This is a genomic window from Lysinibacillus sp. FSL K6-1151 (assembly GCF_038630755.1).
Taxonomy (GTDB): Bacteria; Bacillota; Bacilli; order Bacillales_A; family Planococcaceae; genus Lysinibacillus; species Lysinibacillus fusiformis_D.
In genome coordinates this window covers 1,904,636-1,930,273 of the sequence record NZ_CP152040.1, presented here as the reverse complement: position 1 = coordinate 1,930,273, position 25,638 = coordinate 1,904,636, and the positions used below count along the sequence as shown (strand labels likewise).

Below are 25,638 nucleotides of genomic sequence, written 5' to 3'. Positions count from 1 at the left end.
AAAAAGCTTAAAAATAATCAATAAATGTTGGGATACCCACTGGTAGGACAGCTTCAAGCAACGCAATTTCCTCAGCACGACCCTGTAGCCGTTCAATTTTTTCTAAATAATTTGGGCGTTTATAGCCTAACAGCATCGTAGCCAATGTTTGCACAGTTAAATGAACAGCATTCTCGTTTAACGTCTCACTTACCTTTTGCACAGACAGGTTTCCATCTTTCATTTTGATGATGAATGTACCATTATTCCACGCCACAACGCGATCACTGACAGCAAGCTGAAGCTCAAAATCCTGACCGACAAAAGGATAGCGTAGTAAAAACTCTTTGACATCGACAATTCTCGCCATGAAATAAGGAGAGACCTTTTGAATAATCTCGCTATCCTCTAATAAAAAGGCCACAGCTTCATTTCCCGTTGTTTTCCCGTAAACATTATAAACCATCGAGCTATGTGCCGAGACAAAGTTCCATAAGCCTTTACGGGCCTCTTCCTGTAAATAAACGATTTCATCAATATAATAATTTTCCTCCATTATACGGTAGAACATATAGCCCTGCGCTACATCATCTTCATCATAATAGACCGCTGCCTGTAGTTGGACATCGCTATCAATGAATTTCTCCTCCCAGAAATCCTCCTGAAATTTTTCATTCCACGCAATACTATTGCGCACCATTACCCCGTGCGTTTTCTGTGCGTAACGTGCGTAAATATCTACAACATCCTCATGTTTGGGATCAACACGACGAATTTTACCATTGAGTCCCGCATAATGCGGAAGCTGTGTATCCTTCACCTGAAACTCTACAATATCGCTCATAATTTCCCATCCCTTTTTGCGATAATAAGGGATAGAATATGGAAATAAATAGGAAATACATTGTCCTTCATTTCGCATACTTTGCAGGCTTTCAATAATCAAGCTCTCCATTAAGCCATGCCCAGAATACTCAGGGTATGTGCCAACTGCTGTGATGCCGCCCATTTCATAAATTTTGCCATGTACATTAACCTCAAAAGGTAGACTTAAAATTTGGGATACAAGCTGTTTGCCATCAAACCAACCAATGGCATGCCCTTCATTAAACTGCCTGCTCTTGGCATTTACAAAACGGCGATCCTTGTGAATGGACATAGACATCTGAAATACATAATTCAGTAAATCAATGGACTGTGCCATTTCGTCTAATCGAATTTCTCGCATGACTAAGCCTTTTCGTTGATTCATAATTCCCTCTCCTCATCAAATAACTCACGTAAAATGGATTGCGGTGCATCTAAAAAACGTTTAGTGACGATGTAATGAATGGTATCCTCATAGCGAATCGATTCAATCTCTCCTTCATCAAAACTATATATTGTAGCATTGGGATAGCCCAGTAAAATGGGCGAGTGTGTGGCAATAATAAATTGGGCTTCATGCTCTAGATCCTTGATAATTTTCAGCAGGCTTAGCTGCCTCGTTGGAGACAATGCTGCCTCAGGCTCATCCAATAAATAGATAGCTTTGCCATTAAAACGATTCATAAATAATGCAAGAAAAGATTCACCATGAGATTGGTGGTGCAACGACTTCCCACCAAAAGCGTTATATTTCCTTGGATCTTCTAACAAATCAATATGACTGGCAAATTGATAAAATGTTTCTGATCGTAGAAAAAAGCCATTCGAGATTTTCGGCATCCACGACAAGCGGATATATTCACCCAGTGAAGACTCTGCCTTATGTACGTCATATAAATTCTGGCGACCACCACCCGCTGTATTAAAATCGCAGCGATCTGCAATTGCTTCAAGTAATGTTGATTTCCCCGACCCATTTTCTCCAACAAAGAACGTTACATTTGTCGGAAACTCCAGCTCATATAAATCCTGCAAGCTTGGGATATTAAAAGGATACATTTGTTTATTCGGAATCGTGTCCTGTAATACCTTACATGATTTTAAATACATCTCGTTTCCTCCTTTCTCTTATTATAACGAACATCGCCCTAGCTGAAACATAATACACCTATCTCATGAGTCAAACGAAAAATAAGAATAGTCAATCAAATCATAAACACATTATATTTCTCTAAAAGAACCCATCTGAATCCCTAATCAAATCATTGTCTGAAATAGCTTACGAAATCCTTACTATTCCCTCATAATCCTATGAGATATTTCCCGAGAAATAAATAAAGGATATGTCGAAAGTTGCAATTCTCATACGTAGAATTATGTCATATTTTTGATTTTCAAATAAAATAAAACCTTTTGTTGGTGAAGTATTTCAGAATGAACCACGCTTTCTCCGCAACAATCATTGGTTTTCCTAGCAATTGGCTCATTTCAATGATTTTATTGCGCAGACATTTTGGGAGATTACTTATGGGGAATGCTTTATGAGCAATTTGGAAATCTCGATGAGCGAGTCCCTTCAATTGATGAACGCTTGAAGAAGCTCCAATCTAATCAACCACTTCACCCAAAGTTCTATCTACTATGCCCCACTCATAAATTGAGTAACATCAAATGTTAGAAGGAGAAGAGCGATGTTTGTGACTCATTTTTATGAAAACAAGACGTCTGTTTTAAGCCAATTGCTCGTTAAACTGCCTACAGTGGAAGAGGATATTCGAATTAAAGGGCGTAAAGCCAAGGTGATAGAGGTACTTCAAATGGATGACCATAATTTTCAGGTAAAGGTTTTATTTGAAAAAATCCCTAAAAAACAACCGTTGAAAGAAATCGGAAAGAAAAAGAGATAACGCCTCACAGCGCCGTTTATTTCTTAGAAATTCGGGAAAACCAAAGATAACGATTGCGAATTATTCTCATCATTAATTTCTTCAAGAAAAACCGTTGACTTTTTAATTGATAACAATTATCATTATCAGTAGATTATTTCTTTTCTCCAAATTGCTTAATTCAGAATCCCCCTCTTTTTTGAATAAGCATGTATCAAACGGATATTCTTACATCAGACTAAGAGTATCCGTTTTTATCTGTATATTAGGAGAGTTTTACATAATAAAGGAGCTGTTTGAACATGGATTATCGTATTGAAAAAGACACAATGGGTGAAATTAAAGTACCTGCTGATAAAATTTGGGGTGCGCAAACACAGCGCAGTAAAGAGAATTTCCAAATTGGTACAGAGCAAATGCCGATTGAGCTTGTGCAAGCCATGGCTATTTTAAAGAAAAGTGCTGCGATTGCGAACAACAAACTAGGCAAACTTTCTGATATTAAAACGAATGCCATCGTACAGGCTGCAGATGAAATTTTAAATGGTCAATGGGACGATCAATTCCCACTTGTTGTTTGGCAAACAGGTAGCGGTACACAATCCAACATGAACGTGAATGAGGTCATTGCACACCGTGCAAACCAATTATTAAAGGACGCTGGCGAAGCTGATATTGTTCATCCAAATGATGATGTCAATAAATCACAAAGCTCAAATGATACATTCCCAACAGCATTGCATATTGCAGCTGTGTTAAAAGTGGAAGATTACTTATTACCACGACTTCGTCTATTAAAATCAACGTTAGAAGACAAAGCAGCTCAATTTAAAGATATTATTAAAATTGGCCGTACGCATTTACAGGACGCGACACCTCTTACATTGGGTCAGGAAATTAGCGGCTGGGCAGCCATGCTAGCAAAATCCGAGCATATGATACTCCAAAATATTGACTATATGAAAGAGCTTGCGATTGGTGGCACAGCGGTTGGTACTGGTATCAACGCTCATCCTGAATTTGGTGATCGTGTAGCAGCAGAAATTAGTGAACTAACAAGCAAACAGTTCACATCGGCTGCGAATAAATTCCATGCCTTAACAAGCCATGATGAAGCTGTTGTTGCTCATGGTGCATTAAAAGCATTAGCAGCTGATTTAATGAAAATTGCTAATGACGTTCGCTGGCTTGCGAGTGGCCCTCGTTCTGGTATTGGCGAAATCACAATCCCTGAAAACGAGCCAGGCTCATCGATTATGCCAGGTAAAGTAAACCCTACCCAAAGTGAGGCTATGACTATGGTTGTCACACAAGTAGTCGGCAATGACGCGACAATTGCCTTCGCCGCTTCTCAAGGGAACTTTGAACTAAACGTCTTTAAACCCGTTATTATTTACAACTTCTTACAATCGACTCGCCTATTAGCCGATACAATGAAATCATTTAACGACCATTGTGCTGTAGGAATCGAGCCTAACACAGAAGTACTAGATCATAATTTACAAAATTCATTAATGCTTGTAACGGCATTAAATCCATACATTGGTTATGAAAACGCAGCAAAAATCGCGAAAAAAGCGCACAAAGAAGGCACTACTTTAAAAGCAGCAGCTATCGCAAGTGGTTTACTAACAGAAGAGCAATTCGATGAATATGTCGACCCAGCAACGATGATTTATCCAAACGTCAAATAAAATAAATGCAAGTTGATATATCAATGTTTTAGATCATGTCCCCTATTTTGAGCCTCGGCTAGAAAATACGGTATGATTGCACAAGAAAAAAGATTGGAGCTAAAAAGCTTCAATCTTTTTCTTTTTGAAGCCCATCATTACTCTTTAATGATTTGCCGTTTTCTATAAAAAATCAGAGCTAAACTCGCAACAATTAAAACGAACATACTAGCAATCAAAAAGAATAAAGATAACATTCTCTTTTCTCCCCAGTTGTTAAATGCTTGTGAGAAGCCAATAAAAGCCATCAAAAAAGATAGTACCAATTGTAGCTTTGAAACTTCTTTAAACAATAGCATACCCACCTTCTTATTCACCTGATAATATGAGGTATTAAATGCAAATGGAGAATAATAAAACCATTGGAATGTGAGTGGATGCCCTACCAACAGATGTAACTTAACTGTAAAAACTGATTTAACCTGTTAAGCTTTTGGTATTGGTCCTACTTAGTCAATTTCTTTTTAAGTAATTTATTATTAGATATAGCAACTTCTATAATATAAATCATACATATTGCTAAAAATAATAGAGACCAATTGATTTTTCCATCCAGTAAAAGCGTATAGATAACTGAAATCACACAGTATAATAATATAATACTAGCAATAACTATGCCTTTTTTATTCTTCATTTTCTCAACCACTTTCTCTTTTCTACAAGCTACTAATATCAAAATATCCTAACTTCATTATACAATATTTAACCATTTTTGTATTATTAAACATGTTATTCTTGAGCATTGATAATGAAAAAAACACCTGCCGAAGCAAGTGCATTCTAAAACATCAATCCAAAATTGGGCACATTAATAAAAGCATTGTTCTCCAGAGTACACGCTTAAATGTTCAATGGCTAATGCTATTGCACCTTCCTTCGTTTCAACCAAAGTCAAATCTTTTTTTATTGGACGCCAATACTCATATTCATACTCTTCTTGCCACATAAACACTTCTATAGTATAGAAACCATCCTTACGTTTAATAATTTGAACTTTATATTGGCTACTCTGAGACATTATTTCCTTTATCAATTGTTCCATCCATTCACACTGTCATCCTTTAGCTCGCTCGCCTACATTGTATAGCGCTTTCTTTTTCAATAATCCCCTTTTGTATTGTCACTTTATTTATTTTCACTCCATTTTCTGGCGTATCAGTCAACATTATATGGATTCTATCAAAGGGAACATCACCATGATGTGCACTATAATTTAACGCACTTGCCTGAACAATATGTCTCCTTGTATTGCCATCTATTGTTTCAACTTTATCGATTTTTGGACACATGATAAAATCTGCGTAAGTTTCATCGAGATAGGAAAAATATTTGCTATATAAAGTTTCTTCAAGCAACTCATCTTTTGGTGCTCCAACACTTTCATATTTCCAGCCAACTAAGAGCCAATCATAAAGTTCTACTGATTTCAATCGAAGCTTTTTATTATTACTTGTATAGATAACCTCACCATCTGCAATCGTACATGTTTTTACTTGGTTTTGGGATACACAATTATAAGCTGGTTCAATAACTGCAACGTCTCCGTTTTTTAGTTTTATTTTCATTATCGAGATGATGGAAGTTTGATTTAACTCTAACTCATTTGCTTCTTCGGAAGGGCTTGATGTATTTATCCAGTTAACAATCTTATCGATAATCACTTCCTCATATCCATCATTTTCCTTAAATAAACGAGTTTCCCCATTTAAACGATTTACTTGAATAAGGAAACATCTACTTTTTCCAATTTTGGTTGAATACTCGCCTTTACTAATAGCAATTGTATCGGGAAAAATAATCCAAAAATCACCATGACTAGTATGACCAACCTTCTCAAGAATTATCGCCACCTCTAATGTAAATTTTGTAAGTATTTTTCCCTTATATTATAAATAAATATTTAAGCAAATCCATCAGATCCCGATACAAAACAGAACGTCATTCAATAGCCTTTCTTGTTCTTCTAACCTGCACTGAGCCTAAGCAACTCAATGCTCTTTAGTTAACGTCCCTGTTAGTATATTTTCACTCCTATATACTCTTTTCGGAAAATTTGATAAATTAATAGTAAGTACTGTTTAGAAGGTTACAAAAGAGGGGGCTATCTCAATGAGTAAAAAGGAACTCTTACAAAATGGAGTCAATCAAGTTTTTTTCGAAGAAGAATGGTATCCACCACTATCAGAAGCATTAAAGAATCTCACTGCTGCACAAGCATGTTGGCAACCAGAAGGAAAGGCCGCTAATACGATTTGGGAAAATACTAACCATCTACTAGCCTTTAAAGAGCGCTTACTTTCTCGCTTACATAAAGATCACTCATTTGTTGCTCCACAAAATAATGATGAAACGTTTGTCCAAGGTGGAGCGAATGATGAGGATGCTTGGCAAGAAACTGTGAAGCGAACACTTCACGTACATGATGCCTTACAATCTTCATTAGCATCCCTTCAAGAAGCAGAATTGGATCAACCTAGTCCTTCTCTTCCAGTTTGGCAACAATATCTAAATATCCTTTTGCACGATGCTTATCATACAGGACAAATTGTACAACTTCGTAAACTACAAGGTTCATGGCCAGCTAAACGCTCCTATTTATAAACGATGCTTAAAATTGCTTGACTATTGCATACAACAAAGCGATTTAAAAGCAAATCTGACTGTTATATCAAATAAAATCCCAATTTCCTAGTGTTCAAATTGAGAAATTGGGATTTTTTTCAACTCACAAATAGCGCTTTTTTCTGGAATAATTATAGCTAATGAGTTACTAATATTCATCACACTTTATATTTGTATGCAACTTGAACGATTAACTGAAATTTATTTTCCCCTCGCCTTAAACTACTATCCGTTTAGCAATCTGTCCCTTCCCCCAAAGAAAAGGCACAATTCTTTTAGCAGAATCGTGGCTGGTTGTTAAATTTTATTTTTAAGGGAGAGCTGTTGATTGCTTTGGCTAAAGCGTTTCTATTATTCACCAAAAGATGTAACAGCAATGCTCCATACAATTAATGCAAAAGAGATTGTTAACCAAACTGTGTTAGCAGTAGTTGGTTGTTCTTTTTTTACTTTCTTTATTATTTCTACAAGGTTTAGACAAAATATAATTGCTAAAATCGGCATTAAATAAATACTAATGAACACAAATACTATCATATATGAAACGTTCACCTCCAAAATAATTATACCAAATTCTAACAATTGCACGATTATTAAACCAAACTGCCCTGGCAGTTTAATAATATCTATACTCGTTTTATTTTAGGCTGGTTTCGTAAAGATTGTTGCTTTTTTATAAATCAATAAATGTGCAGTATAATAGAAACAGGTAGATTGAAATATCATATTTGACAATATATTAAAGATTAAGAAAGGAAGGATGATCATGACGAAATTATCTTATAGTGGTTTAAAATATGGAGAAAGTGATGTGGAAATAAAAATATTGGTGGATGTACAAAATGATTGGTGCGAGATAACGCATACCAAGAAAGTGTCACAAGTAATGAATAAATCAACTGGGGAATATATCACAGTAAATCGAAACACCTTGAAATGTGAGATTGTTTCATAATACGAAACAAATAAACTTTTTGCAACTAACTATACCGATATACTAACACAATGTAGACAAGACAAGCCATCTGAGAAACGAGTTTCACGAATGTCTTTGAGTATCTTTGCAATATCATAGCATTCTTCGGGGACGATTTTATTCCGATCGACTTCCAATAAACAATTCTAATAAAGGGTGAGGCTTTTCGCTTCAATCTTTATTAGAATTGATTTTTTATTGTAATCAAGTATTTTTCATTCATTTCGAGCTGGTCTATTGAGAGTTGGTCTAACAGGAGCTCGAATTTCTTTTCGCTATCCTCCCCTTCTTCCCCCTTCCAGCAAATGTAGATTTCGCAATAATCACCTTTTGGCAGAAGTTTTTTCAGGAAGTTACAAACAAGAAGTAATGTGCTTTTGGATTTTTCGTAGTTATGTGGCGAATGCACTTTATTGTCGTTATGCATTTGCCAAATGGGACTCCCTTTTGCTTCAAGCTCATATAGGTATGGCGTTGTAAAATGTTGATGCTGAAGCATTTGACGCTCTTCGCTACTAAGGAACAAATCTGTTATTTCAACTTCATCTTCCATATCGTCGTCATTTATTGCAGCCTGGAAATTTAATCCTATGTAGGTTACCATGCTCATTTCATTCATTCTCCTTATCAAAAACACCCTGTAAATGTACAGGGTGTCAGCAACGTAGCTGTTGGTATCGTAAAAAGATGTGCTTTTGTGTACGATGTTCTAAATTCCTTACCTGTGTCACCATGCCATAGGTCACTCTCTGAAGCAATGGCTTGAAGGACATAGGCTTCAAGCGACGGGTTGTCCGCTTCTTTTTGTGAGGCTTGCTACCGTACCATGTTAACTGTAAAGGCTGATGCTTTGATGGTTTGATATTGCGGTGGTGTTTTTTGTTCAATATACAGTGTTGTGTAATATGCATCCGCAATGACAATCAAATAAATAATGAATAATAATCGTTTTGTTCAATGGTTCAAAAAATATTTCTCCCTTTTTTCAAATCTGCTATTAAAACTTGTCTACTTAATCATACGAGCAACACGAAAAAAGGTTTCAACATTTTATAAGGGAGACAAATTTTCGTCCCCCCTTACGTCTGCAAACTTCTGCCACCATCATTTTCCCAACGGTCAATGTCCCAATGATCCTCTTCTTTTTCTCTGCTACTTGCCATTGTACTCGATTGAACGAATGACATTTTGTCCTCACCCTTTTCAAGCGTTCTTCTCTATTTTATGAAGGGGAGGAGGTTTTCGTTCCTCGTAAAAAAGGCTTAAATTGAAAGCCTAAGGCAATTGCAGCTCCTATACAGCTAGAGAGGCAGCCTATGATTAAATACAGATTAAGCGTAGATTCCCCTATGACAACAGAAGCAATCCCGCCAATCACAGGGAACAACGCAACCATGTAGCCACTCTTCGCCCCGCCAATTTTTTCTACTAGCTTTAAATAAAATAGCCAGGCAAGAAATGATGCGATGATCGTTAAATACAGTAGGGCTGATAAATAGGTAATGGATGTAGGCAAGACGATTTTTTGTCCTTGTATCCAGACAATACCACACATGACTACACTGCCGACTGTAAAACCAATGGCATTGGCATAAATGGGGTCAATCTGGCGCTTTGCATTTCTTGCAGAGCTTGCATCCCCGATTGCTGTTAGGACAGTACCGAGTAAAGCAATTAGGACCCCTTTTAAATCAGCCAAACCTGAAAAACTATGTAAAGTGGGATAGATTAATACCCCAACACCGATTACCCCTAAAGTACCACCGATTAAAACGCGACGATGTAATGGTTCTTTAAGAAATATTCGAAGAGCAATGGGCGTTAAAATTACTTTTAATGAAAAAATTAAAGTGACAATCGCAGCGGAGCTCAACATCGTCGCATAGTATAGAGCTAAATAACTGAAGGCAAAATTACAAATACCAAAGACGATAATAAATGGAAAATCGTGCTGCTGCGGCTTCCCCTGTGGTTTCATCAACCAAGCAAGTAGGCCAAATAAAAAAGCAGTTATAACTAAACGATAGGTTAAAGATAATTCTAGACTGACTGGGGTTCCTTGAATCTTTACTGCAATAAAATTAAGTCCCCAGACAATTAAACAAAAAATATACATAAAATTGGTCATATCTGTTCCTTCTTAACTAGGGTTGCCATCTACCCATTATGATTGTGTGATAGTACTTACCATCTGCAAGGCATTTATCATTTTTCAAAATACCTTCTACTGTAAAGCCCCATTTTTCATAGAGCTGTATAGCTTTTTCATTCGTTTCTAGCACTTCTAATGCCATTTTCCGTACACCATTGGCATCTGCCCAATCAATAGATACTTGTAGTAGAGCTTTTCCAATGCCATAGCCCCAAAAAGCCTTCCTAACACCGACGCCAAATGTTACTTTATGGGCAAGTCTCTTTAATGGAGAGCCCTCACATCTGGAGTACCCAACGATTTGATCACCTACAACCGCTACTAAACACAGATTTTTCGGACTTGCTGTATCCTGCTGAATAAGCTGCTCGAAGCCCGCTTGATCGATGAATGCCTCCCCCTGCTCTCGGTCGAAGTTTTCTGTTTCACCGTCCAATTGTAGGCGCAAATCCGATAAAGCTTGAGCATCCTCAAGTTGTGCACAGCGAATAATATAGTCTAGCTCTTTTATATGAAACGCTTTTTGGTCAATGAGCATTTGGGAACTCCTCAACTGGCTGAATTTTTACAAAGCGATTACGCCATACGGATTCGTGATGCTGAATGATCTGAGGTGCTGCGAGTACTTGACTATTTAAGGTGCTATGTGCATCTTCGATTAAAATATTATGATGGTAGCCATGACTAAAAGCGCTGCGAATCGTCGTATCAAGACAAAACTCTGTTTGAGCACCTGCGAAAATCAACTGATCAATGTGCTGTTCGTTCAAATATTGTGCAAGATCCGTTTGATAAAAAGCATCCCAAGTTGTTTTTTGAATCACTTTATCTTGTGCCTGTCTAAGCAGTCCATGATACAGCTCCCACCCTGGCTGACCCATTGCAAAATCAACATCATCCGCCTCTGTATGTTGAATAAAAATAATTGGGACTTCGTTATGACGTGCCCATGTGATTACCATATTGATATTTTTAATAATCGTTTCATCATTCCATAGATTTTGTTGGCTATCCAAAAAGAAAGCCTCTTGGATATCAATAATAATGAGTGCTTGCTTCATAACGTTCTCCTTTATGCTTCGACTTTTCTTTTTCATTGTACTGAATTTTCCATTAGAAGGAAATAAAAAAAGAAGTACCTAGCGAATTGCCAGATACTTCAATGTCATTATTTCATTAGTTCTTCTGCTAATTCAACTGGTACATATGTTTTGCCAGCTTCTAATAAAGCGGGCGCAACTTTAAATTGGCGAAGCGCTTTATTGTAGCCATATTCCTTTTGACCACGAGTAATGGTATAGGAAACGGCACCTTTCGAAACAATAGCACCTTTTGGCGTAACTTCTACTTTAAAGCCAAGTTCTTCTGCGATTAATCGTAGTGGCACCATTTTCGTCCCTTCTACTTCATAAAAGTCTTTCTTGATGATTTCTTGAACAGCTGGATTCGATGGTGCTGGTTCAGGAGTTGGCTCTGGATCTACTTCAATTGGTTCTTCCTTCTCGATCGTGTCCAACACGATGACTTTAGAAGGTGGTGTTTGAGCAGGAATACTCATCGTAGCAATTGTGTAGAACACGGCTAAATGCTGCTCTTTTAAATCATCCAATTTTACATCTTTACCAGAAGCACTTACTAATTTAGTATCTTCTCCAACATTTAATTTTAAGTTGTTGTCTGTATCGATTAAATTTTTATCGAAGAAATCAACTTCCACGCTACCCATTGCTTCTGTTTCAACAATAATTACTTCTGGGTTATACTGCGGTGGATAAATTGCAAGCATAGGTTTTTTCGCATAAGAGTAAGCCGACACCTTATCCCCTTTTTGAAGCTTGACTTCTTTTCCTGTATTATCGAAAATGAATGACTCTTTATTAGCGATGACAATGTTCGTATTGTCACCGTCCATTACTGTATAGGACGTTCCGTTTTCACGAACATCTACATTTTCCACGGTACCCGTTACTTTAATAAAAGTCGGCTGCACTTGTTGCTCCGTAGTTTCTGCGTTCGTCACCACAGCCTCACCTTCGTTAGCTGATGCAGTTGGAGCTCCAATCGCGCCCCCTAATAATAATGCTGACATAGCAAATGGTACGACTTTCGTCATTTTCATAAAAAAGCATCTCCTTCATATCTCGAATTCATAGAAGTAGTCGCCTCTGCATGAAAAAGGTTACAATCTGACCGATTTTTTTATTTTCAGCGAAGTCAAACTGCTATCGAACGGTTGCGTATGATGAAGCGCTTATGTTGTTCGCTTTGATTTGAGGGCATCTGGGTGTTCGCTTTACTTTCGCGGGTTGTCGCTTGCCTTCCGCGAGTACTCGCTTGCCTTCCGCGAGTATTCACCTTCCTTCCGCGAGTATTCACTCTCCTTCCGCGAGTATTCACTCTCCTTCCGCGAGTATTCACTTGCCTTCCGCGAGTATTCACCTTCCTTCCGCGAGTATTCACTCTCCTTCCGCGAGTATTCGCCTTCCTTCCGCGAGTATTCACTTGCCTTCCGCGAGTATTCACTCTCCTTCCGCGAGTATTCACTCTCCTTCCGCGAGTATTCACTCTCCTTCCGCGAGTATTCACTCTCCTTCCGCGAGTATTCACTCTCCTTCCGCGAGTATTCTCACTTCCTCTGCAAGTATTCACTTCGCTTCCTCAAAAGATAAATCGCAGTCGATTGAGGATGCGCTGTAAGAAGTATTGATGTTCGCTTTGTTGTGCTCTTAGCTCGCGGGCGACGTCGGGGTGGTCGGTGATGACGCCGCTGACGTTTTTTTCAATAAAGGTTTGCAAGGAACGGTCGTCATTGAGTGTCCAAACAAATAGGTCAGTTGGGTGCTGCTTTAATTCCTCAATCAGCTGCTCGGTTACCCAGGATTCCTCTAATGCGATAAAATCAACATTTTCCTCCATTGGTCCGATGTTGAGTGCATAGACAATGCCCACTCGCAAATTGGGCAACAATTTTTTTAATTGCGCCATTTTCTGTACATCAGCGGATTGCACATAGTAGGAATCCAGCACCTTGTATTGACGTAGCTTCTCGACTAATTTAGGTAAAACATCTTCCGTTTCTTGGCCGTGCACCTTTAATTCGATTAATAACGCCACATCTAACGCTTTGGCAATTTCGATACAATCCTCTAAAGATGCAATTTTATCGCTGTAGCCATTTTGGTGAATGGTTAATGACTTTAGTTCACTTAGGGTCATATTCGCAATGACACCGTTTTTACCGGCTAGCCGTCTTAATGTTCGATCATGAAAGACAACAAATTCACCATCTACGGTTTGCTGAATATCGATTTCAATTAAATCTGCCCCCGCATTCGCTGCATTTACTAACCCGCTAATCGTATTTTCTACATTGCCTGCGACATAGCCTCGATGGGCAATAATTTTAGTATCTGGGGCATAAACACTTTTCTCTAAAGAATTGATGTTCATCATACTTAATACGATAAAAACGATGAAACTGATCAATAGTAATGGCTTATAGCGTCGCTGTCTCTTGGTAGCCACTCTGACTTTGCCTAGCACTGGCGTGTTATACGTAATGGCAACCATGACTTGTGAAAACATAGCCTGTAATAAACTAAATAGCACTACAAAGACCATTTCTAACAAGGCAAGTGTAAGCCCCGCTGTGACCAATGCTGCGCTCGGCATTATGCGCTCTATTAAATAGAGCGGAAACGTACTGATGACCGTTATTCCTAGCATCATTAGCAAATGACCTGTTAAAAGCATCGCTAATAATACTAACAGTTCAAATAAACCTCGTTTAGAAAAATGCCAGCTTTGCTTAAAGGAACGTAGAATCGAGATGTTGGGCTGGATTGTAAAAATTGGTAACGTTAAAATACTACGAATGCCGATCATCACCACGATACTTGCCACCGCAGCATATGCTAGCCTACCAGCTCGACTGCTCATTATTTCGTCTGTTAAAAAATGTGGCAGAGAAACGGATTGCGTTAAGGTGAGTGGTAGCATAAAGGAAGCTAATGGCATTAATAGGGCAAGATAGACAATTAAAAATAAGACTTGGACACTAAAAAAATAAATAACTTTTCGATTCAATTGCTGCCATAAAGGAAGAAAGCGATAGCGCATCCCCCTTTGCTGATGAAAGGCCATGAGAAAGAGAAAGCCCATTTCATAATAAACAAATAATAAAAACAGCAAAATTAATAGACAAATCATCATGATGACAAAGGGATGCGCCACAAAGCTTTGCCAATTTTGCTCAGTAATATGTGTATACCCTGTTACTCGGAGCATGAGCTTCAAGACGATCGAGGTTACAGGGATTATCAATAAAAACTGAAAAATTCTAATCAATGCGAAAACTTGTACATAATCTAACCGATACGCATAAATATTGTGGACAGCCTGTCGCATTACTTGTCCTGCCTTGTGCACGTACTCACCCCTGTCATGCTGTTAGAATAGCTCTCTTCTAACGTATGTTCAAATAGCTATAGCACAGTACTGAAAGCCGCTAAAATAGCAATTTGTTCAAGTATCCTATGCATCAAAGTAAGAGAAGATTTGTGTATTTATCGTGACTTTCTCCATTTTTTTGAAACTTTTCATGTTGCTATCCAGTATATAACTAGATACCCACTAGAGAAAGGAGCGCAAACATGAAATTCACTCTTGGCGATATCATTAGTACAACTGTTCTTTTATGTATGTTTCTAGCTATCTTTTTCGTGATGATTCATATGATTAAAAAAATGAAGTCAACCGTCCCTGTGCCTCCTCCACCAACCATGCAACAGCAAGTAGAGGACTTAACAAAACGTGTATCGAGCTTAGAGCAGCAAGTAAAAAATTTGGCTGACAAACAATAGACCGAGAAAAAATCGCTGCAAAGGTTATCCTTCACAGCGATTTTCATATACCATCTTCCCATCCACCACCGTACAAGCTACTTGTATATGTGGTAGTTGTTCAATATCTACAGTAAAAAGATCCTCCTGTAAAACCGTAAAATCGGCTGCATAGCCTGCTGCAATTTTGCCACGCTTATGTGACTGACCGATTATTTCGGCTGCTCCTACGGTATACAGATGGACGGCCTCAAACCGTGAAATTTTCTCCTGCGGATTATAGCCCTCATGGCTTTCGCCAATATTTCTTCTTGTGACAGCAGCGTAAATGCCTTGTAGCGGATTGGGAACCTCAATCGGGGCGTCACTGCCCCCTGCCACAATCAGCCCTCGGTCAAGAAGTGATTTTAAAGGATGTAAGCCTTGAGCGCGCGCCTCTCCAAGTCTCGATAACTCTGCTTGATATTCTCCCTGTACAAATTGCGGCTGCATATCTACCGCAACAGGTAAAGTAGCTAGTCTGGCTAATAGTTCATCATCAACTAAGCTACAGTGAATCACGCGATCAAACTGACCATCCTGCGGCGGATAGGCCGCAAAAACGTCTAAAATCGTTGCTATTGCTAAATCTCCAATCGTATGCACGGCCACAGTTTGTCCGTACTGACGAGCAAGCTGAACATAGGTTGTTAATTGCTCTGTTGTATGAATGAGCATCCCAGCATTGTTAGGGTCATCACTATACGGTTGACGTAGCGCCGCCGTGCGACCGCCAAAGGCTCCGTCAATAAAAATTTTCATAGCGCCAAACTCTAAAAATGGTGATGAGGCTAAATCCATTTTTGCGACCTCTTCAAAGACCGTATGATGCTGTAATAAATGAACTTTAAAGGATTGCTGTGCCTCCACGATTTTACGATAAGCCAGAATCGGTTGGCTTGGTGGTCCGTAATAGCTTAAGTCCTCAGAATGCCCTCCTACTAAACCATAGGATTGGAGCGAGGCCACCGCTTTTGCCAAAGCATCCTCGATATACGCAGGTGTAATATGCGGCATATGGTTGACAATTAAATACAATGCTGCGTCCTTTAGTACACCTGTGAGCTGACCGTCGACTTTGTCAATGACACCGCCCTCTGGTGAAGGGGTATCATTGGTAATGCCAGCAAAGGCAAGTGCCTTGGAATTCGCTAAAATTAAATGATGACAGCTCCGTTTAATGATTAAATAGGCTTCTCCAAGTGCATCCAGCTCCGCTAATGTCGGCAAAATCGGTTCATCAAATTGGTTTTCATTTAGCCCGATTGCAATGACCCATTCCTGTGCCGTAGCCTTGGACATTCGCTCTTGAAGCTTCTTCAGTAATGCCTCTTTACTTGTAATTGTGGAGCCATCAATATGCTTGAGCTTTTCACCGTAACCAATAATATGTAAGTGACTATCGACAAAGCCTGGATACATTACATGTCCTTGTAAATGTTGGATAGAAGCAGCTAGTGGCGACAAGCTCTCCACTGAGCCTGTCGCCACAATTTTTCCATCTTCTACAAGGACTGCTTCCACTGTTTCACCAACCTGAGCCATCGTGTAAATCTTGCCACCTGTCCATAATGTTGCCAAAACAATTCCTCCCATGTCCTATGCTGTTGCTTCAATTAAATGTGCGCTCTCTAAGCGACGACGGACAATGACACCAATCCACGCTGCAAGTACCGCTTTGACGATCCCCACTACGATAAATGGTGCAACACCACCCATAAAGGCAGCTGTCCACGTGTATTCTGCTATAATTTTTAACCACACTGTTCCGAACGCTAATGTGATGATCATGCCAATAATATTCGCAATAATAGCGTGAACAAATGTAATACCAAATTGATCTAAGTATAAGCCCATAATAATCGCTGTGACAAGGAAACCGACGATATATCCGCCTGTTGGACCAACTAAAATCCCGAGTCCGCCTGACATCCCGCTAAATACAGGTAAACCTACTGCGCCTAATAGTATATAAAGCAGGACAGATATCGTCCCTAATCTTGTCCCTAAAATGGTTACGACAATTCCAACCGCTAAAGTTTGTCCTGTAATCGGAATAAGTGGTAGTGGAATCGTTACTTGTGCTAGAACGGCGATAATCGCAGCTCCAAATGCTGCTAACACGTATTGATATGTACTTCCTTTTTTCAATGTAAAAAGCCTCCCCTTGTGCGTTAACCAATAATTAAAATAAGTTAACACAAAGATAAAGCAAATAAAAACCGTTGTCAATCTATTTTCGAATAAAAAAGGAAATTGCTAGATTACAATAGTAATTTCCTTTCAAAATGATTACCATAAAGGTTCATTCATTGGATCTTTTTCTTGCAGCTTAAACACATATGGCGCAATTTGATGATGATAAAAGAACATGCCCACTAAAAAGAAAATAAGTCCGATAACAAAATGTTGGAAAACATGCTGCAGCATAATCAATAACGGCACTGGCATCGTCATCACACCACTGATTTGAATGGATTTTTTTGTGCGATATTGTTTTTGTCCACAATGAGGGCACACAATTTCACCATTTTTGCGATACAACTTACGTGCATCTTTCTCAGACCAGCTCTCCCCACATTCAATACAAACAGGTAGGCCATATCCTTTTTTCACTAACAAACGCTTGACAATAAAAGTTGCTCCGATAAATATACCAAGCAATAACATGCCTCTTACATAATCGGAGTCAAAAAGGGACCACCAGTGCCATGTATCTGATGATGTACTAGCTGCTTGCTGTCCTGTGGTACGCTGTTCCTTTTGCTGTGTCAAAATATAGCTAAAACCAATGACGAAAACAGTAAAGGTTGCCAGCACGAGACGATATGTCCATTCCCCTCCTGTTTTACGTTGCCCTTGTCGTCGCGCTTTGTCAGCGATTAATTGCTTGCGCTGTTGTGAGAGCTTGACATCCTGTAGCTCCTTAAGCAAATCCTCTTTAAATTGATTCATGACGTAGCCCCTCCCAATCAAAGTCACCCATTGCTGCTGCCAGCTGTTTACGGGCTCGCTGTAGTCTTGTACGAATTGTTGCTTCTGGACAACGCACGAGCTGGGCAATTTCCACAGTCGTCATCTCCTCAAAATAATACAAAATCAAGACCTCTCGATAGGCGACTGATAACGTAAACAATGCCTCCATTAGCTCTTTTTTGACGGATTTCTCTAGCATCTCCTTTTCAGGTGTAACCGTTGTCGTGCGCCCTGTAATCTTTTCAAACAGTGTCAGCCGTTTGCTTTTCCAACTCCGTAAATAATCATGACTTCGATTAACCGTCATTTTCACTAAATATGTACGCAATGATGCTTCCTGGCGAAACTGTTCCTGCTTTTGATAAAAGGCGATGAACACATCCTGCACAATGTCTTCTGCTGTCGTCTTATTTTTCACATATAGATAGGCGACCTTTAGCAAGTAATCACCATGCTCCTCGATTATCTGTTCAATATCCATCATTGCTCTCACCTTCTTTCTACACTACTGACGGACGCCACTGCCATTACGATTCAATTTTCACAAAAAAAATCCGTAATTTTTTAATCATTACGGATTCTCATCTATTTAAATACCTATTTCTCGCATAGTAGCCACTACTTTGGCCATTCTACCGTCTAAATCTATGCCTGTAAAGGTGGGCAATCGTAGCTCATTTACGATGGCTCCATCACACATAAAGAGAATACGCTCCGTTCTGGCAGCAATTTTTGGGTCATGTGTCACGAGCATGATTGTTGTGCCCTCGCTATTGATGACCGTGAATAAATCCATGATTTCCTGTGCAGACGTTGAATTTAGAGCACCTGTTGGTTCATCTCCAAAAATCATTAGAGGATCGCTAATCAATGCACGACAGATGCCTGCTCGTTGCAATTGTCCGCCAGAAACTTGTGTCAAATCTCGCTTTGCTAAGTCCGCAATTCCCATTTTTTCCATGATGGACAGCGCTTTGTCTGTTAAGATGCTCACATTTTTTCGTTGATCACGCATCGCAGGTAACAAAATATTATCAAGGATATTTAAGTTTTTTAGAAAGGTCGGCTGCTGAAACACAAAGCCCATTCTTGTTCTGCGCAAATCCGCAAGCTCATTGTCACGAAGTGAGGCTAAATCCATGCCATCAAAGATCACTTGCCCATGATCGATAGTGTCCATCCCACTAAGTGCATACAAGAGTGTCGATTTCCCACAGCCAGAGGGCCCCATAATGGCAACGAACTCCCCTTTATTTATTGTAACGGATATATTCATTAACACATTATACTGTTCATCGCCGACCTGAAATGACTTTGCTATTTGCTTACCACTCACTAGTTTCATAAGGTTCTACTCCTTTATATGGTCCATCATTTTGACATGCCCCACCCTGGACGTACCTATGAGTGTAGCTAGCAGAACAACGCTTGTGAGCGCTAATGGGCAAAAAACATAGGCCGCTAGAGGTTGAATCGTAAACTTAAATGAAGCCGCACCAAATGATGCGATAACCGTACTTGTCACAAGCTCACCCAGCGTGTTGGCGAGGAACGTCCCCATTGTTATAGCCAAAAGTAAAACAAACACGGCTCGAGCCGCATATTGTGTAGCGATATCTCTGTTGGTAAAGCCTAATGCCTTCATAATAGCGATAGATGTTTGATCCTTCGCCATTAGCATGTTCATAAATAACAGCGTGACGAGCAAACACAGCAAGAGGGCTATGGCAAGTGCTGCACGAGATGCTTTTTCAATGGCATGGATGGTCGTGCTAAAGGTTTGGTTGATATAATCATCAATGCCTGAGACCTTTGCAAAAGAAAATGTTTCTGCATATTCCTTTCGCTTCTCCTCGACCTGCGATGGCTTAGACATCGTTCCATAGATGACACTCCACATACTTTCTGTAGAATGGTCAAAGAAAGCTGCCTTTGCTGTCTTGCCACCATTCGTAATATCAGAATAAATGCCGCTAACAATCAAATCCTTCACTTCACCATGAATGATCAATGACATAGCATCGCCAACCTTTTTGTGAAGCTCTTCAGCATTTAGCACAGAAAGCGCGATTTCATTGTGGGCAATTGGTGCCCTGCCATGTGCATATTCTACTGGGAAGATTGTATGATCACCCAGCTCTATTTTTAAGCTTGCTTCCGAGCCATCATCGGCCATTGTCGCGAACTTTTTTGTCGTCAACACACTATAATGCTCGATTGCTTTGTCTTGTTCTAATGTCTTAATGACAGCTGCCACCTGCTGGGCAGTTTGCTTGCTTTGTGGGACATCTATTCGAATATCACTATTGCCAATGCCCATATACGTCATAAAGCTTTTGGCGGCAATCGTATTGTGTAAATTATGAGGTACGATGATGATAAATGTTGCCAGGAGTAAGACGGCCAGCATAGTGGCATACAGCCTTTTCCGTGACAGGACATCCTTCACCCCAAGAAAGAGATTAATGGGAAGTCTTTTATTTGAGCTGAGGTTCAACCATTTTGTATGCTGTGTTTTTCCTTGTGTTGTACCAAAACGCAACGCCTGAGTGGCTGATAGCTTGCGAAATTGTTTCAGAACAGATTGTACATAGCCCATTATCACGATAAATACGAGCAATAGCCCGATGAAGGTGAACAGCCAAATCAGTGAGGTATTGCCCGTTTCCCCCATGAACAAACGGATATTTTCAAGTAGCCTATTTCGAAGCAAGAAAGAGCTAGCAAACCCTAGCATACAGCCTATTACCGTGATCACAGCATATTTGGCAAAATACATCTTTTGAATATCCGCAACTCGAATGCCAATCGCTTTCATGACACCAATTTCGCGATAATCCTCTTCCATCTTCGTGAGTAATGTAAAACGAATACACATAAAAGCAATGAATACTACAAGAAGGCTGATTAATAAAATGACAGCAATCATTAGCCCATCCGATAGTGCATTTAGCATTTTGAAGAGCGGCAACGTAATGGATGGTCCATTCGCTTCTAACCCTGCACGTGTGTAGGCTTCTTCAAAATCTTTTAATTCAGCCAAATCGTTTAACCGAAATTCAATCAAATATTCAACCGTGCCCGCTCCCTGGATGGCTGCATAGTCCTGTTCACTGACAAGAAAGCGTTTTGAAGAGGCCAGCATAGCATTCATTTGTGAATCTCGTAAAAATCCTGCAATCGTCAAGTGCTTATCTTGAACAATCACGGTGTCACCCAGTTTGGCTGTCCCATCCTTCCAATAGCCTATTGGCACATAAATATCGCCATTCGCCACTTCAATTACATGACCATCCAGGTCCAGTAAATAATCGAATTTCTCACTTTGCGTACTAAAGCCATTGTCCTGTACACTATGCGCTAGTGTGGTGCCAGCAATATGGATCTTGGCCCCATCTACATTGAGAAATTCATTGACCTGAAATTCGTCTACACGTTCATCACGTTCCGCAAACTCAGTGAGTCGTGCTTGATCAATTTTGCCTGCATGCATCTGTAGAAAATGAGACGTTTCTGCTTGCTCCATCATCGTTTCCATCGCACTTGTTAAATGGACAATGAGCATTGCCGAGAGCGTGACAAGCATAGCAGCAGCTGCCACAAACAGTATCGTGATACCTGCTATAAGCTTGCTCTTTGCCACATCATTTCGCACAAATTTCCAATACATAGGTCACCTCTTTGGAAGTTTTTAACTACCGTCAAACCCAATAAGACCCTCATTCGTATTTATGTCGTACTACCTTCGCCATCCTTGCCAAACATTTGCATCATATAGAGCAAACTACCATTTTCCACTCCAAGCATTCGTTCGACATTAAAGATAAATGCTGGAATGCGTGCCGCTCGTTCTTCATCTGTCATCAGCACTAAATCATCATCGAATACAGCATTGGTATAGGCGATAATCATTTCCATACACTCATATGGATAGGGAGTATGATAAACGCCCTGTTCAATACCATCACGAATAATGGCCGTAAGGATTGGTGGCACTTGATTCATCACCACCTGCTGTATTTTTCGATGCATTAATGCATTTTGTGGCTTATGCACATGCTCCATAATCTCCTGACCACCATTTTCATGCTGTATGTTTAATGCCATCACAACACGTAGAATGCGCTCATTCACAGCAATGCTTTTGTCTTCTGCAATCGCTCTTGCCTTTGCAAGCATCGTACTTGTATAACGCTCAATGAGGGCATCCATAATATCTTCCTTAGACTTAAAGTGATAATAAAGCGTGCCCCGTGCAATGCCCACTTTTTCAAGAATATTGCTGGTGCTAGTACCGTCAAACCCCTTCTGTGTAAATAATTCGTCTGCTGCATCTAATATTTCATTGCGACGCTCTTCCGCCTTCTTCATTTCCCTCATAATCACAACCCCTTACATTTGACCGACTGCCTGTCGATATATCTTTCCTTTATCGTATCATAGGACGGCTATTACTGGCAATAATTCCTACAAAAAAAAGAATCTGCATGAAGCAGACTCTTATTTTTGCGTGTCCTCGTTCTTTCGATATTCCAAAATATCGCCAGGCTGACAATTCAATGCCTCACAAATGGCCTCTAATGTTGAAAAACGGATGGCTTTGGCCTTGCCGTTTTTTAAAATAGAAAGGTTTGCCATCGTGATGCCCACTTTTTCTGAAAGCTCTGTTACGCTCATTTTTCGTTTTGCCAGCATTACATCAATATTGATGATCATTGCCATAGTATTCACCTCAAACCGTTAAATCGTTTTCTGATTTGATATCGATGGCATTTTTTAGAAGCTTTTGCAGCACAGCAGCAAAGACTGCCACGACAAAGGAAGCAAAAATAATAACCATTCCGATAATAATAAGACCAGGGGCATCATCTACTTCCGCCACATAGTATATCAGTGGCATACCTACCACGTATACACCACTAATGATAATTGCACAATATTTAATATTGATTAAAGCTTTCACAGATCGTTCTGAAAACGCAATATTTTGATCGATATAGCTTAGTAGTTTAATCGTCGTATACAGAGCAACAAAATAGGCGATGGCCGTTGCATAAACACCTAGTAAAGCAAAAATGGTTGTTTTCGGAAAATGCTGTGCTGCCCCTATCGCTACACGAGGAACTACCAATAGACATAAGGCAAGAACCGGTATTCCCATTAGAAAAACAGCTATCTTTAAAAAGAGCGTTTCTCGTTTCATCTGACGCACCTCTTTTATTTATTCTCCTGTACAATTTATCATAATTTTTATCGTTTTTCAATAAATATTTATTCTGATTCAAGATGTATTTTTAACTGTTATTTGGTTTATTTTCCCTTTTATTGTGCTATAATCGATTCATCTTCTCAAGCTTTAAAAAATAGCACTGAAGACAAAGGAGGAATTCGATGATTTACCGAGCAGCAGAAAAAACAATGGAGACTGAGCGTTTATTACTCCGCCCTTTTACAGAAGCAGATGCACCTGAGGTAAGTGTTTTATGTAACAATTATGCCATTTACAAAAGCACACTGAACGTACCTTATCCCTATACAATAGATTGTGCATTGTCATGGATAGCCACTCATCAACAAAACTTTGAGGAGAATCGCCTCTATGAATGGGCTATAACAGACAAACTTAGTGGGCAATTATATGGGGCGATAGGGTTGTCCAATCAGCAGCCACATCAAAGGGGCGAAATCGCCTATTGGATTGGGGAGCACTATTGGGGAAATGGCTATGGGACAGAAGCAACCCAAGCAATCATCGCCTTTGCGTTTCAAGAGAAAAAGTATCATCGTGTCTATGCTCAGTATTTTCAATCCAATCCTGCATCCGGCAAAATCATGGAGAAATGCGGGATGCATTATGAGGGGACCCTAAAACAGCATGTGTATAAAAATGGTGCTTTCGAAGATATTGTTTATTATGGCTTAATCAATCCAAACCATTAGTTGACAACTTACACAAAAGAGGCACTTCCTATGCAGATATGCCTCTCCCTCGTTTATATACCATTTCCCACATCGGAATAATGATTATAGTGCGTAATTTGGTTGCGACCATTGCGCTTGGACTTATAGAGCGCTTCATCTGCATGTTGGATTAATTCTTCCACTTTTACAATGCTGCCTTGCTGATTGGTACTTACTCCAATGCTAAATTCCAAATGAACCTTTTCATTATTCACTACCAGAGACAATGCCGTTAATGCGTGATAAAGATTATCAGCCAATATTTGCACCGATTCCCCTTCCTTAACCTGACTTAGCACAATAAATTCATCCCCACCAAAACGAGCAACAATGGACTCAAACGGTTCAAAATAGTCCTTTAATGCTTTGGCTGTACTCGTCAACGCATCATCGCCAATTAAATGTCCATTCATATCATTGATTTCTTTAAAATGGTCTAAATCCACCATCATTAAAGCTAGTTGCTGATTACTTTCGGCCGCTTTTTCAACCATCTTTTTCGCCTGTTCATCAAAATAGCGTCGATTGTAGATATTTGTCAGCGGATCCATATAGGCATTTTTTTCAAATTGCTTCTTATGATCGTTATATTCCATTTCAAACAATACATGTGAATAGTTTTCACGTTGAATTTCTAATAAAATATTTATAAATTCTTTTTGTATAGCACATAACACAATTTTATTGCCCTGTGCCTCAATTAATTTCACTAAAGAATTATAAATGATTTGCAGCAAGGACAGGTCATTGTTTTGCAGGGCATAATGTTTCGTCTTTTGATATAAGTCAATGGCTTCACTGATACGCCCTTGTTTTTCACATAGGAAGGCGTACGCATTGAATACCTCTAGTTGTACTTTCGAATAAGGCGGATCTTGAATCGTTGCCAGCAATTCTAGTAAGAGTTCGTTCGCTTCATCAAATTCTTCCAGCCAGATAAGTGCAACAGCTAGGTTCGTTTTAGGATACATAACCCCTGTATAGGGCTCTTTATGCTTCACTTCAAATGCATTCGAATAGTAAAGACTTTTTAGGGCAAATTCCTTGGCTGTGCGATAGTTGCCCATCGAAATTTCTAAATCACTTAGGTTATTGTAAATTTTCCCCATACTCTCCACATGATGAATCGTTTCAGCTATTTTTAAGCCCTTCAGCATTAACTCTTCTGATTTCTTTAAATGACCAAATGTTCCCCAATAAATAGCGGCTAAATTGTAGTATTGAATTAAATCGATATCATTGCCATGTTGAAAGGTTAGCTCACGATATTGTTCAAGGACACTGATGGAAAGCTGTAGATCACCCGTTTGAAAATAACTAGCACAACTATAGCGCAATAGCAGGATAGCCTTATCATACATTCCAAGCTCAATGGCACTCTCGATTGCGGCACTACTTATTTCTATATATTCTAAAAAGCGATCAGCATTATATAATTCATTGAGCGTAATCCATAATTCTTCAAATTCTTGTGTGTTCATACCGCTCCCCCTTATTTTCACCCTTACTTCTTTAATACTACCTTTGCACACAAAATATTACAATTCTTTGGACTCATTTAATTTCCCATCATTAAGCAATTATTCCTAACAACAAATATCTCTAT

The 25,638-nt window shown here is 39.3% G+C and carries 28 protein-coding genes and 1 pseudogene; 7 read left to right on the top strand and 22 right to left on the bottom strand.

Going from position 1 to position 25,638, the window contains the following annotated elements:
• Nucleotides 1-7 precede the first annotated feature (7 nt).
• Nucleotides 8-1,231 (bottom strand): GNAT family N-acetyltransferase, encoded by a 1,224-nt coding sequence (locus tag MHI04_RS09160; protein WP_342535566.1) that lies wholly within the window; start codon nt 1,229-1,231, stop codon nt 8-10.
• Complete coding sequence (locus MHI04_RS09155; RefSeq protein WP_036127582.1) at nt 1,228-1,956, bottom strand: AAA family ATPase; 729 nt, start codon at nt 1,954-1,956, stop codon at nt 1,228-1,230. Before MHI04_RS09155 ends, MHI04_RS09160 begins: the two co-directional genes overlap by 4 nt.
• 581 nt (nt 1,957-2,537) lie before the next feature.
• On the opposite strand from MHI04_RS09155, the gene MHI04_RS09150 reads away from it, so the two are divergent.
• A complete protein-coding gene (locus tag MHI04_RS09150) occupies nt 2,538-2,753 on the top strand; it encodes a hypothetical protein (RefSeq protein ID WP_089932385.1) in 216 nt (71 codons plus the stop codon).
• Between the two features lie 281 nt (nt 2,754-3,034).
• On the top strand, nt 3,035-4,426 hold the full coding sequence (gene fumC, locus MHI04_RS09145) for a class II fumarate hydratase (protein WP_058844968.1): 1,392 nt from the start codon (nt 3,035-3,037) through the stop codon (nt 4,424-4,426).
• A gap of 137 nt (nt 4,427-4,563) precedes the next feature.
• On the opposite strand, the gene MHI04_RS09140 is transcribed toward fumC, so the two are convergent.
• The 3 genes from MHI04_RS09140 to MHI04_RS09130 form a co-directional block, all read right to left on the bottom strand.
• A complete protein-coding gene (locus MHI04_RS09140) occupies nt 4,564-4,758 on the bottom strand; it encodes a hypothetical protein (protein ID WP_036127597.1) in 195 nt (64 codons plus the stop codon).
• A 515-nt stretch (nt 4,759-5,273) separates the two neighbouring features.
• The gene (locus MHI04_RS09135) at nt 5,274-5,507 is read right to left on the bottom strand and encodes a hypothetical protein (protein WP_342535563.1); all 234 of its coding nucleotides are present in this window, start codon (nt 5,505-5,507) and stop codon (nt 5,274-5,276) included.
• Between the two features lie 19 nt (nt 5,508-5,526).
• Nucleotides 5,527-6,315 (bottom strand): hypothetical protein, encoded by a 789-nt coding sequence (locus MHI04_RS09130; RefSeq protein WP_342535562.1) that lies wholly within the window; start codon nt 6,313-6,315, stop codon nt 5,527-5,529.
• A gap of 259 nt (nt 6,316-6,574) precedes the next feature.
• Here MHI04_RS09130 and MHI04_RS09125 point away from each other — a divergent pair, with 259 nt between their 5' ends.
• The 3 genes from MHI04_RS09125 (at nt 6,575) to MHI04_RS09115 (ending at nt 8,042) form a co-directional block, all read left to right on the top strand.
• Nucleotides 6,575-7,066: a DinB family protein gene (locus tag MHI04_RS09125; protein WP_058844965.1), complete on the top strand. Its 492-nt coding sequence runs from the start codon at nt 6,575-6,577 to the stop codon at nt 7,064-7,066.
• Nucleotides 7,067-7,415: 349 nt separating this feature from the next.
• Complete coding sequence (locus MHI04_RS09120) at nt 7,416-7,598, top strand: hypothetical protein (RefSeq protein ID WP_058844964.1); 183 nt, start codon at nt 7,416-7,418, stop codon at nt 7,596-7,598.
• Nucleotides 7,599-7,853: 255 nt separating this feature from the next.
• On the top strand, nt 7,854-8,042 hold the full coding sequence (locus tag MHI04_RS09115) for a hypothetical protein (protein WP_342535561.1): 189 nt from the start codon (nt 7,854-7,856) through the stop codon (nt 8,040-8,042).
• Between the two features lie 32 nt (nt 8,043-8,074).
• Here the strand turns inward: MHI04_RS09115 and MHI04_RS09110 are convergent.
• From MHI04_RS09110 to MHI04_RS09080, 7 genes and pseudogenes are all read right to left on the bottom strand, one after another.
• Nucleotides 8,075-8,179, bottom strand: a pseudogene (locus MHI04_RS09110) (IS1595 family transposase); the annotation flags it as partial.
• Between the two features lie 65 nt (nt 8,180-8,244).
• A complete protein-coding gene (locus tag MHI04_RS09105) occupies nt 8,245-8,673 on the bottom strand; it encodes a hypothetical protein (RefSeq protein WP_271913066.1) in 429 nt (142 codons plus the stop codon).
• A 612-nt stretch (nt 8,674-9,285) separates the two neighbouring features.
• Nucleotides 9,286-10,191 carry a DMT family transporter gene (locus tag MHI04_RS09100; RefSeq protein ID WP_342535560.1) on the bottom strand — a complete coding sequence of 302 codons (906 nt, stop codon included), beginning with the start codon at nt 10,189-10,191 and terminating at the stop codon, nt 9,286-9,288.
• 16 nt (nt 10,192-10,207) lie between these two features.
• Nucleotides 10,208-10,753, bottom strand: a complete 546-nt coding sequence (locus MHI04_RS09095) for a GNAT family N-acetyltransferase (RefSeq protein ID WP_342535559.1) — start codon at nt 10,751-10,753, stop codon at nt 10,208-10,210.
• Complete coding sequence (locus MHI04_RS09090) at nt 10,743-11,276, bottom strand: cysteine hydrolase family protein (protein ID WP_089932401.1); 534 nt, start codon at nt 11,274-11,276, stop codon at nt 10,743-10,745. The genes MHI04_RS09095 and MHI04_RS09090 overlap by 11 nt, the downstream gene beginning before the upstream one ends.
• 107 nt (nt 11,277-11,383) lie before the next feature.
• Nucleotides 11,384-12,334, bottom strand: coding sequence for a stalk domain-containing protein (locus tag MHI04_RS09085; protein ID WP_340808819.1), 951 nt, complete (start codon nt 12,332-12,334; stop codon nt 11,384-11,386).
• A 539-nt stretch (nt 12,335-12,873) separates the two neighbouring features.
• Nucleotides 12,874-14,643 carry a glycerophosphodiester phosphodiesterase gene (locus tag MHI04_RS09080; protein WP_342535558.1) on the bottom strand — a complete coding sequence of 590 codons (1,770 nt, stop codon included), beginning with the start codon at nt 14,641-14,643 and terminating at the stop codon, nt 12,874-12,876.
• Between the two features lie 224 nt (nt 14,644-14,867).
• On the opposite strand from MHI04_RS09080, the gene MHI04_RS09075 reads away from it, so the two are divergent.
• Nucleotides 14,868-15,077: a hypothetical protein gene (locus MHI04_RS09075; protein ID WP_036117306.1), complete on the top strand. Its 210-nt coding sequence runs from the start codon at nt 14,868-14,870 to the stop codon at nt 15,075-15,077.
• 24 nt (nt 15,078-15,101) lie between these two features.
• On the opposite strand, the gene MHI04_RS09070 is transcribed toward MHI04_RS09075, so the two are convergent.
• The 9 genes from MHI04_RS09070 to MHI04_RS09030 form a co-directional block, all read right to left on the bottom strand.
• Nucleotides 15,102-16,676, bottom strand: coding sequence for an amidohydrolase (locus MHI04_RS09070; RefSeq protein ID WP_342535557.1), 1,575 nt, complete (start codon nt 16,674-16,676; stop codon nt 15,102-15,104).
• An 18-nt stretch (nt 16,677-16,694) separates the two neighbouring features.
• Entirely contained in the window at nt 16,695-17,246 is a 552-nt protein-coding gene (locus tag MHI04_RS09065) for a biotin transporter BioY (protein WP_342535556.1), read from the bottom strand.
• 141 nt (nt 17,247-17,387) lie between these two features.
• Nucleotides 17,388-18,050: a TIGR04104 family putative zinc finger protein gene (locus tag MHI04_RS09060; RefSeq protein WP_036117294.1), complete on the bottom strand. Its 663-nt coding sequence runs from the start codon at nt 18,048-18,050 to the stop codon at nt 17,388-17,390.
• Entirely contained in the window at nt 18,037-18,555 is a 519-nt protein-coding gene (locus MHI04_RS09055; RefSeq protein WP_342535555.1) for a sigma-70 family RNA polymerase sigma factor, read from the bottom strand. Before MHI04_RS09055 ends, MHI04_RS09060 begins: the two co-directional genes overlap by 14 nt.
• A 105-nt stretch (nt 18,556-18,660) precedes the next feature.
• Complete coding sequence (locus MHI04_RS09050; protein WP_342535554.1) at nt 18,661-19,416, bottom strand: ABC transporter ATP-binding protein; 756 nt, start codon at nt 19,414-19,416, stop codon at nt 18,661-18,663.
• Between the two features lie 6 nt (nt 19,417-19,422).
• Nucleotides 19,423-21,741 carry an ABC transporter permease gene (locus tag MHI04_RS09045; RefSeq protein ID WP_342535553.1) on the bottom strand — a complete coding sequence of 773 codons (2,319 nt, stop codon included), beginning with the start codon at nt 21,739-21,741 and terminating at the stop codon, nt 19,423-19,425.
• 59 nt (nt 21,742-21,800) lie between these two features.
• A complete protein-coding gene (locus MHI04_RS09040) occupies nt 21,801-22,451 on the bottom strand; it encodes a TetR/AcrR family transcriptional regulator (protein ID WP_058843719.1) in 651 nt (216 codons plus the stop codon).
• Nucleotides 22,452-22,571: 120 nt separating this feature from the next.
• Complete coding sequence (locus MHI04_RS09035) at nt 22,572-22,793, bottom strand: helix-turn-helix transcriptional regulator (protein WP_036117277.1); 222 nt, start codon at nt 22,791-22,793, stop codon at nt 22,572-22,574.
• A gap of 10 nt (nt 22,794-22,803) precedes the next feature.
• A complete protein-coding gene (locus tag MHI04_RS09030) occupies nt 22,804-23,274 on the bottom strand; it encodes a DUF2975 domain-containing protein (protein ID WP_036117275.1) in 471 nt (156 codons plus the stop codon).
• A gap of 188 nt (nt 23,275-23,462) precedes the next feature.
• Here MHI04_RS09030 and MHI04_RS09025 point away from each other — a divergent pair, with 188 nt between their 5' ends.
• Nucleotides 23,463-24,011 (top strand): GNAT family N-acetyltransferase, encoded by a 549-nt coding sequence (locus MHI04_RS09025; protein ID WP_058843720.1) that lies wholly within the window; start codon nt 23,463-23,465, stop codon nt 24,009-24,011.
• A 53-nt stretch (nt 24,012-24,064) separates the two neighbouring features.
• Here MHI04_RS09025 and MHI04_RS09020 read toward each other — a convergent pair whose 3' ends face one another.
• A complete protein-coding gene (locus MHI04_RS09020) occupies nt 24,065-25,513 on the bottom strand; it encodes a GGDEF domain-containing protein (RefSeq protein ID WP_058843721.1) in 1,449 nt (482 codons plus the stop codon).
• Nucleotides 25,514-25,638 lie beyond the last annotated feature (125 nt).

Excerpts from the sequence above, each read along its gene's own strand:
- MHI04_RS09160 (WP_342535566.1), bottom strand. The coding sequence starts at position 1,231 with ATGAATCAACGAAAAGGCTTAGTCATGCGAGAAATTCGATTAGACGAA.
- MHI04_RS09155 (WP_036127582.1), bottom strand. The coding sequence starts at position 1,956 with ATGTATTTAAAATCATGTAAGGTATTACAGGACACGATTCCGAATAAA.
- MHI04_RS09150 (WP_089932385.1), top strand. The coding sequence starts at position 2,538 with ATGTTTGTGACTCATTTTTATGAAAACAAGACGTCTGTTTTAAGCCAA.
- fumC (WP_058844968.1), top strand. The coding sequence starts at position 3,035 with ATGGATTATCGTATTGAAAAAGACACAATGGGTGAAATTAAAGTACCT.
- MHI04_RS09135 (WP_342535563.1), bottom strand. The coding sequence starts at position 5,507 with ATGGAACAATTGATAAAGGAAATAATGTCTCAGAGTAGCCAATATAAA.
- MHI04_RS09125 (WP_058844965.1), top strand. The coding sequence starts at position 6,575 with ATGAGTAAAAAGGAACTCTTACAAAATGGAGTCAATCAAGTTTTTTTC.
- MHI04_RS09115 (WP_342535561.1), top strand. The coding sequence starts at position 7,854 with ATGACGAAATTATCTTATAGTGGTTTAAAATATGGAGAAAGTGATGTG.
- MHI04_RS09105 (WP_271913066.1), bottom strand. The coding sequence starts at position 8,673 with ATGAGCATGGTAACCTACATAGGATTAAATTTCCAGGCTGCAATAAAT.
- MHI04_RS09100 (WP_342535560.1), bottom strand. The coding sequence starts at position 10,191 with ATGACCAATTTTATGTATATTTTTTGTTTAATTGTCTGGGGACTTAAT.
- MHI04_RS09095 (WP_342535559.1), bottom strand. The coding sequence starts at position 10,753 with ATGCTCATTGACCAAAAAGCGTTTCATATAAAAGAGCTAGACTATATT.
- MHI04_RS09090 (WP_089932401.1), bottom strand. The coding sequence starts at position 11,276 with ATGAAGCAAGCACTCATTATTATTGATATCCAAGAGGCTTTCTTTTTG.
- MHI04_RS09085 (WP_340808819.1), bottom strand. The coding sequence starts at position 12,334 with ATGAAAATGACGAAAGTCGTACCATTTGCTATGTCAGCATTATTATTA.
- MHI04_RS09075 (WP_036117306.1), top strand. The coding sequence starts at position 14,868 with ATGAAATTCACTCTTGGCGATATCATTAGTACAACTGTTCTTTTATGT.
- MHI04_RS09060 (WP_036117294.1), bottom strand. The coding sequence starts at position 18,050 with ATGAATCAATTTAAAGAGGATTTGCTTAAGGAGCTACAGGATGTCAAG.
- MHI04_RS09055 (WP_342535555.1), bottom strand. The coding sequence starts at position 18,555 with ATGATGGATATTGAACAGATAATCGAGGAGCATGGTGATTACTTGCTA.
- MHI04_RS09050 (WP_342535554.1), bottom strand. The coding sequence starts at position 19,416 with ATGAAACTAGTGAGTGGTAAGCAAATAGCAAAGTCATTTCAGGTCGGC.
- MHI04_RS09045 (WP_342535553.1), bottom strand. The coding sequence starts at position 21,741 with ATGTATTGGAAATTTGTGCGAAATGATGTGGCAAAGAGCAAGCTTATA.
- MHI04_RS09040 (WP_058843719.1), bottom strand. The coding sequence starts at position 22,451 with ATGAGGGAAATGAAGAAGGCGGAAGAGCGTCGCAATGAAATATTAGAT.
- MHI04_RS09035 (WP_036117277.1), bottom strand. The coding sequence starts at position 22,793 with ATGGCAATGATCATCAATATTGATGTAATGCTGGCAAAACGAAAAATG.
- MHI04_RS09030 (WP_036117275.1), bottom strand. The coding sequence starts at position 23,274 with ATGAAACGAGAAACGCTCTTTTTAAAGATAGCTGTTTTTCTAATGGGA.
- MHI04_RS09025 (WP_058843720.1), top strand. The coding sequence starts at position 23,463 with ATGATTTACCGAGCAGCAGAAAAAACAATGGAGACTGAGCGTTTATTA.
- MHI04_RS09020 (WP_058843721.1), bottom strand. The coding sequence starts at position 25,513 with ATGAACACACAAGAATTTGAAGAATTATGGATTACGCTCAATGAATTA.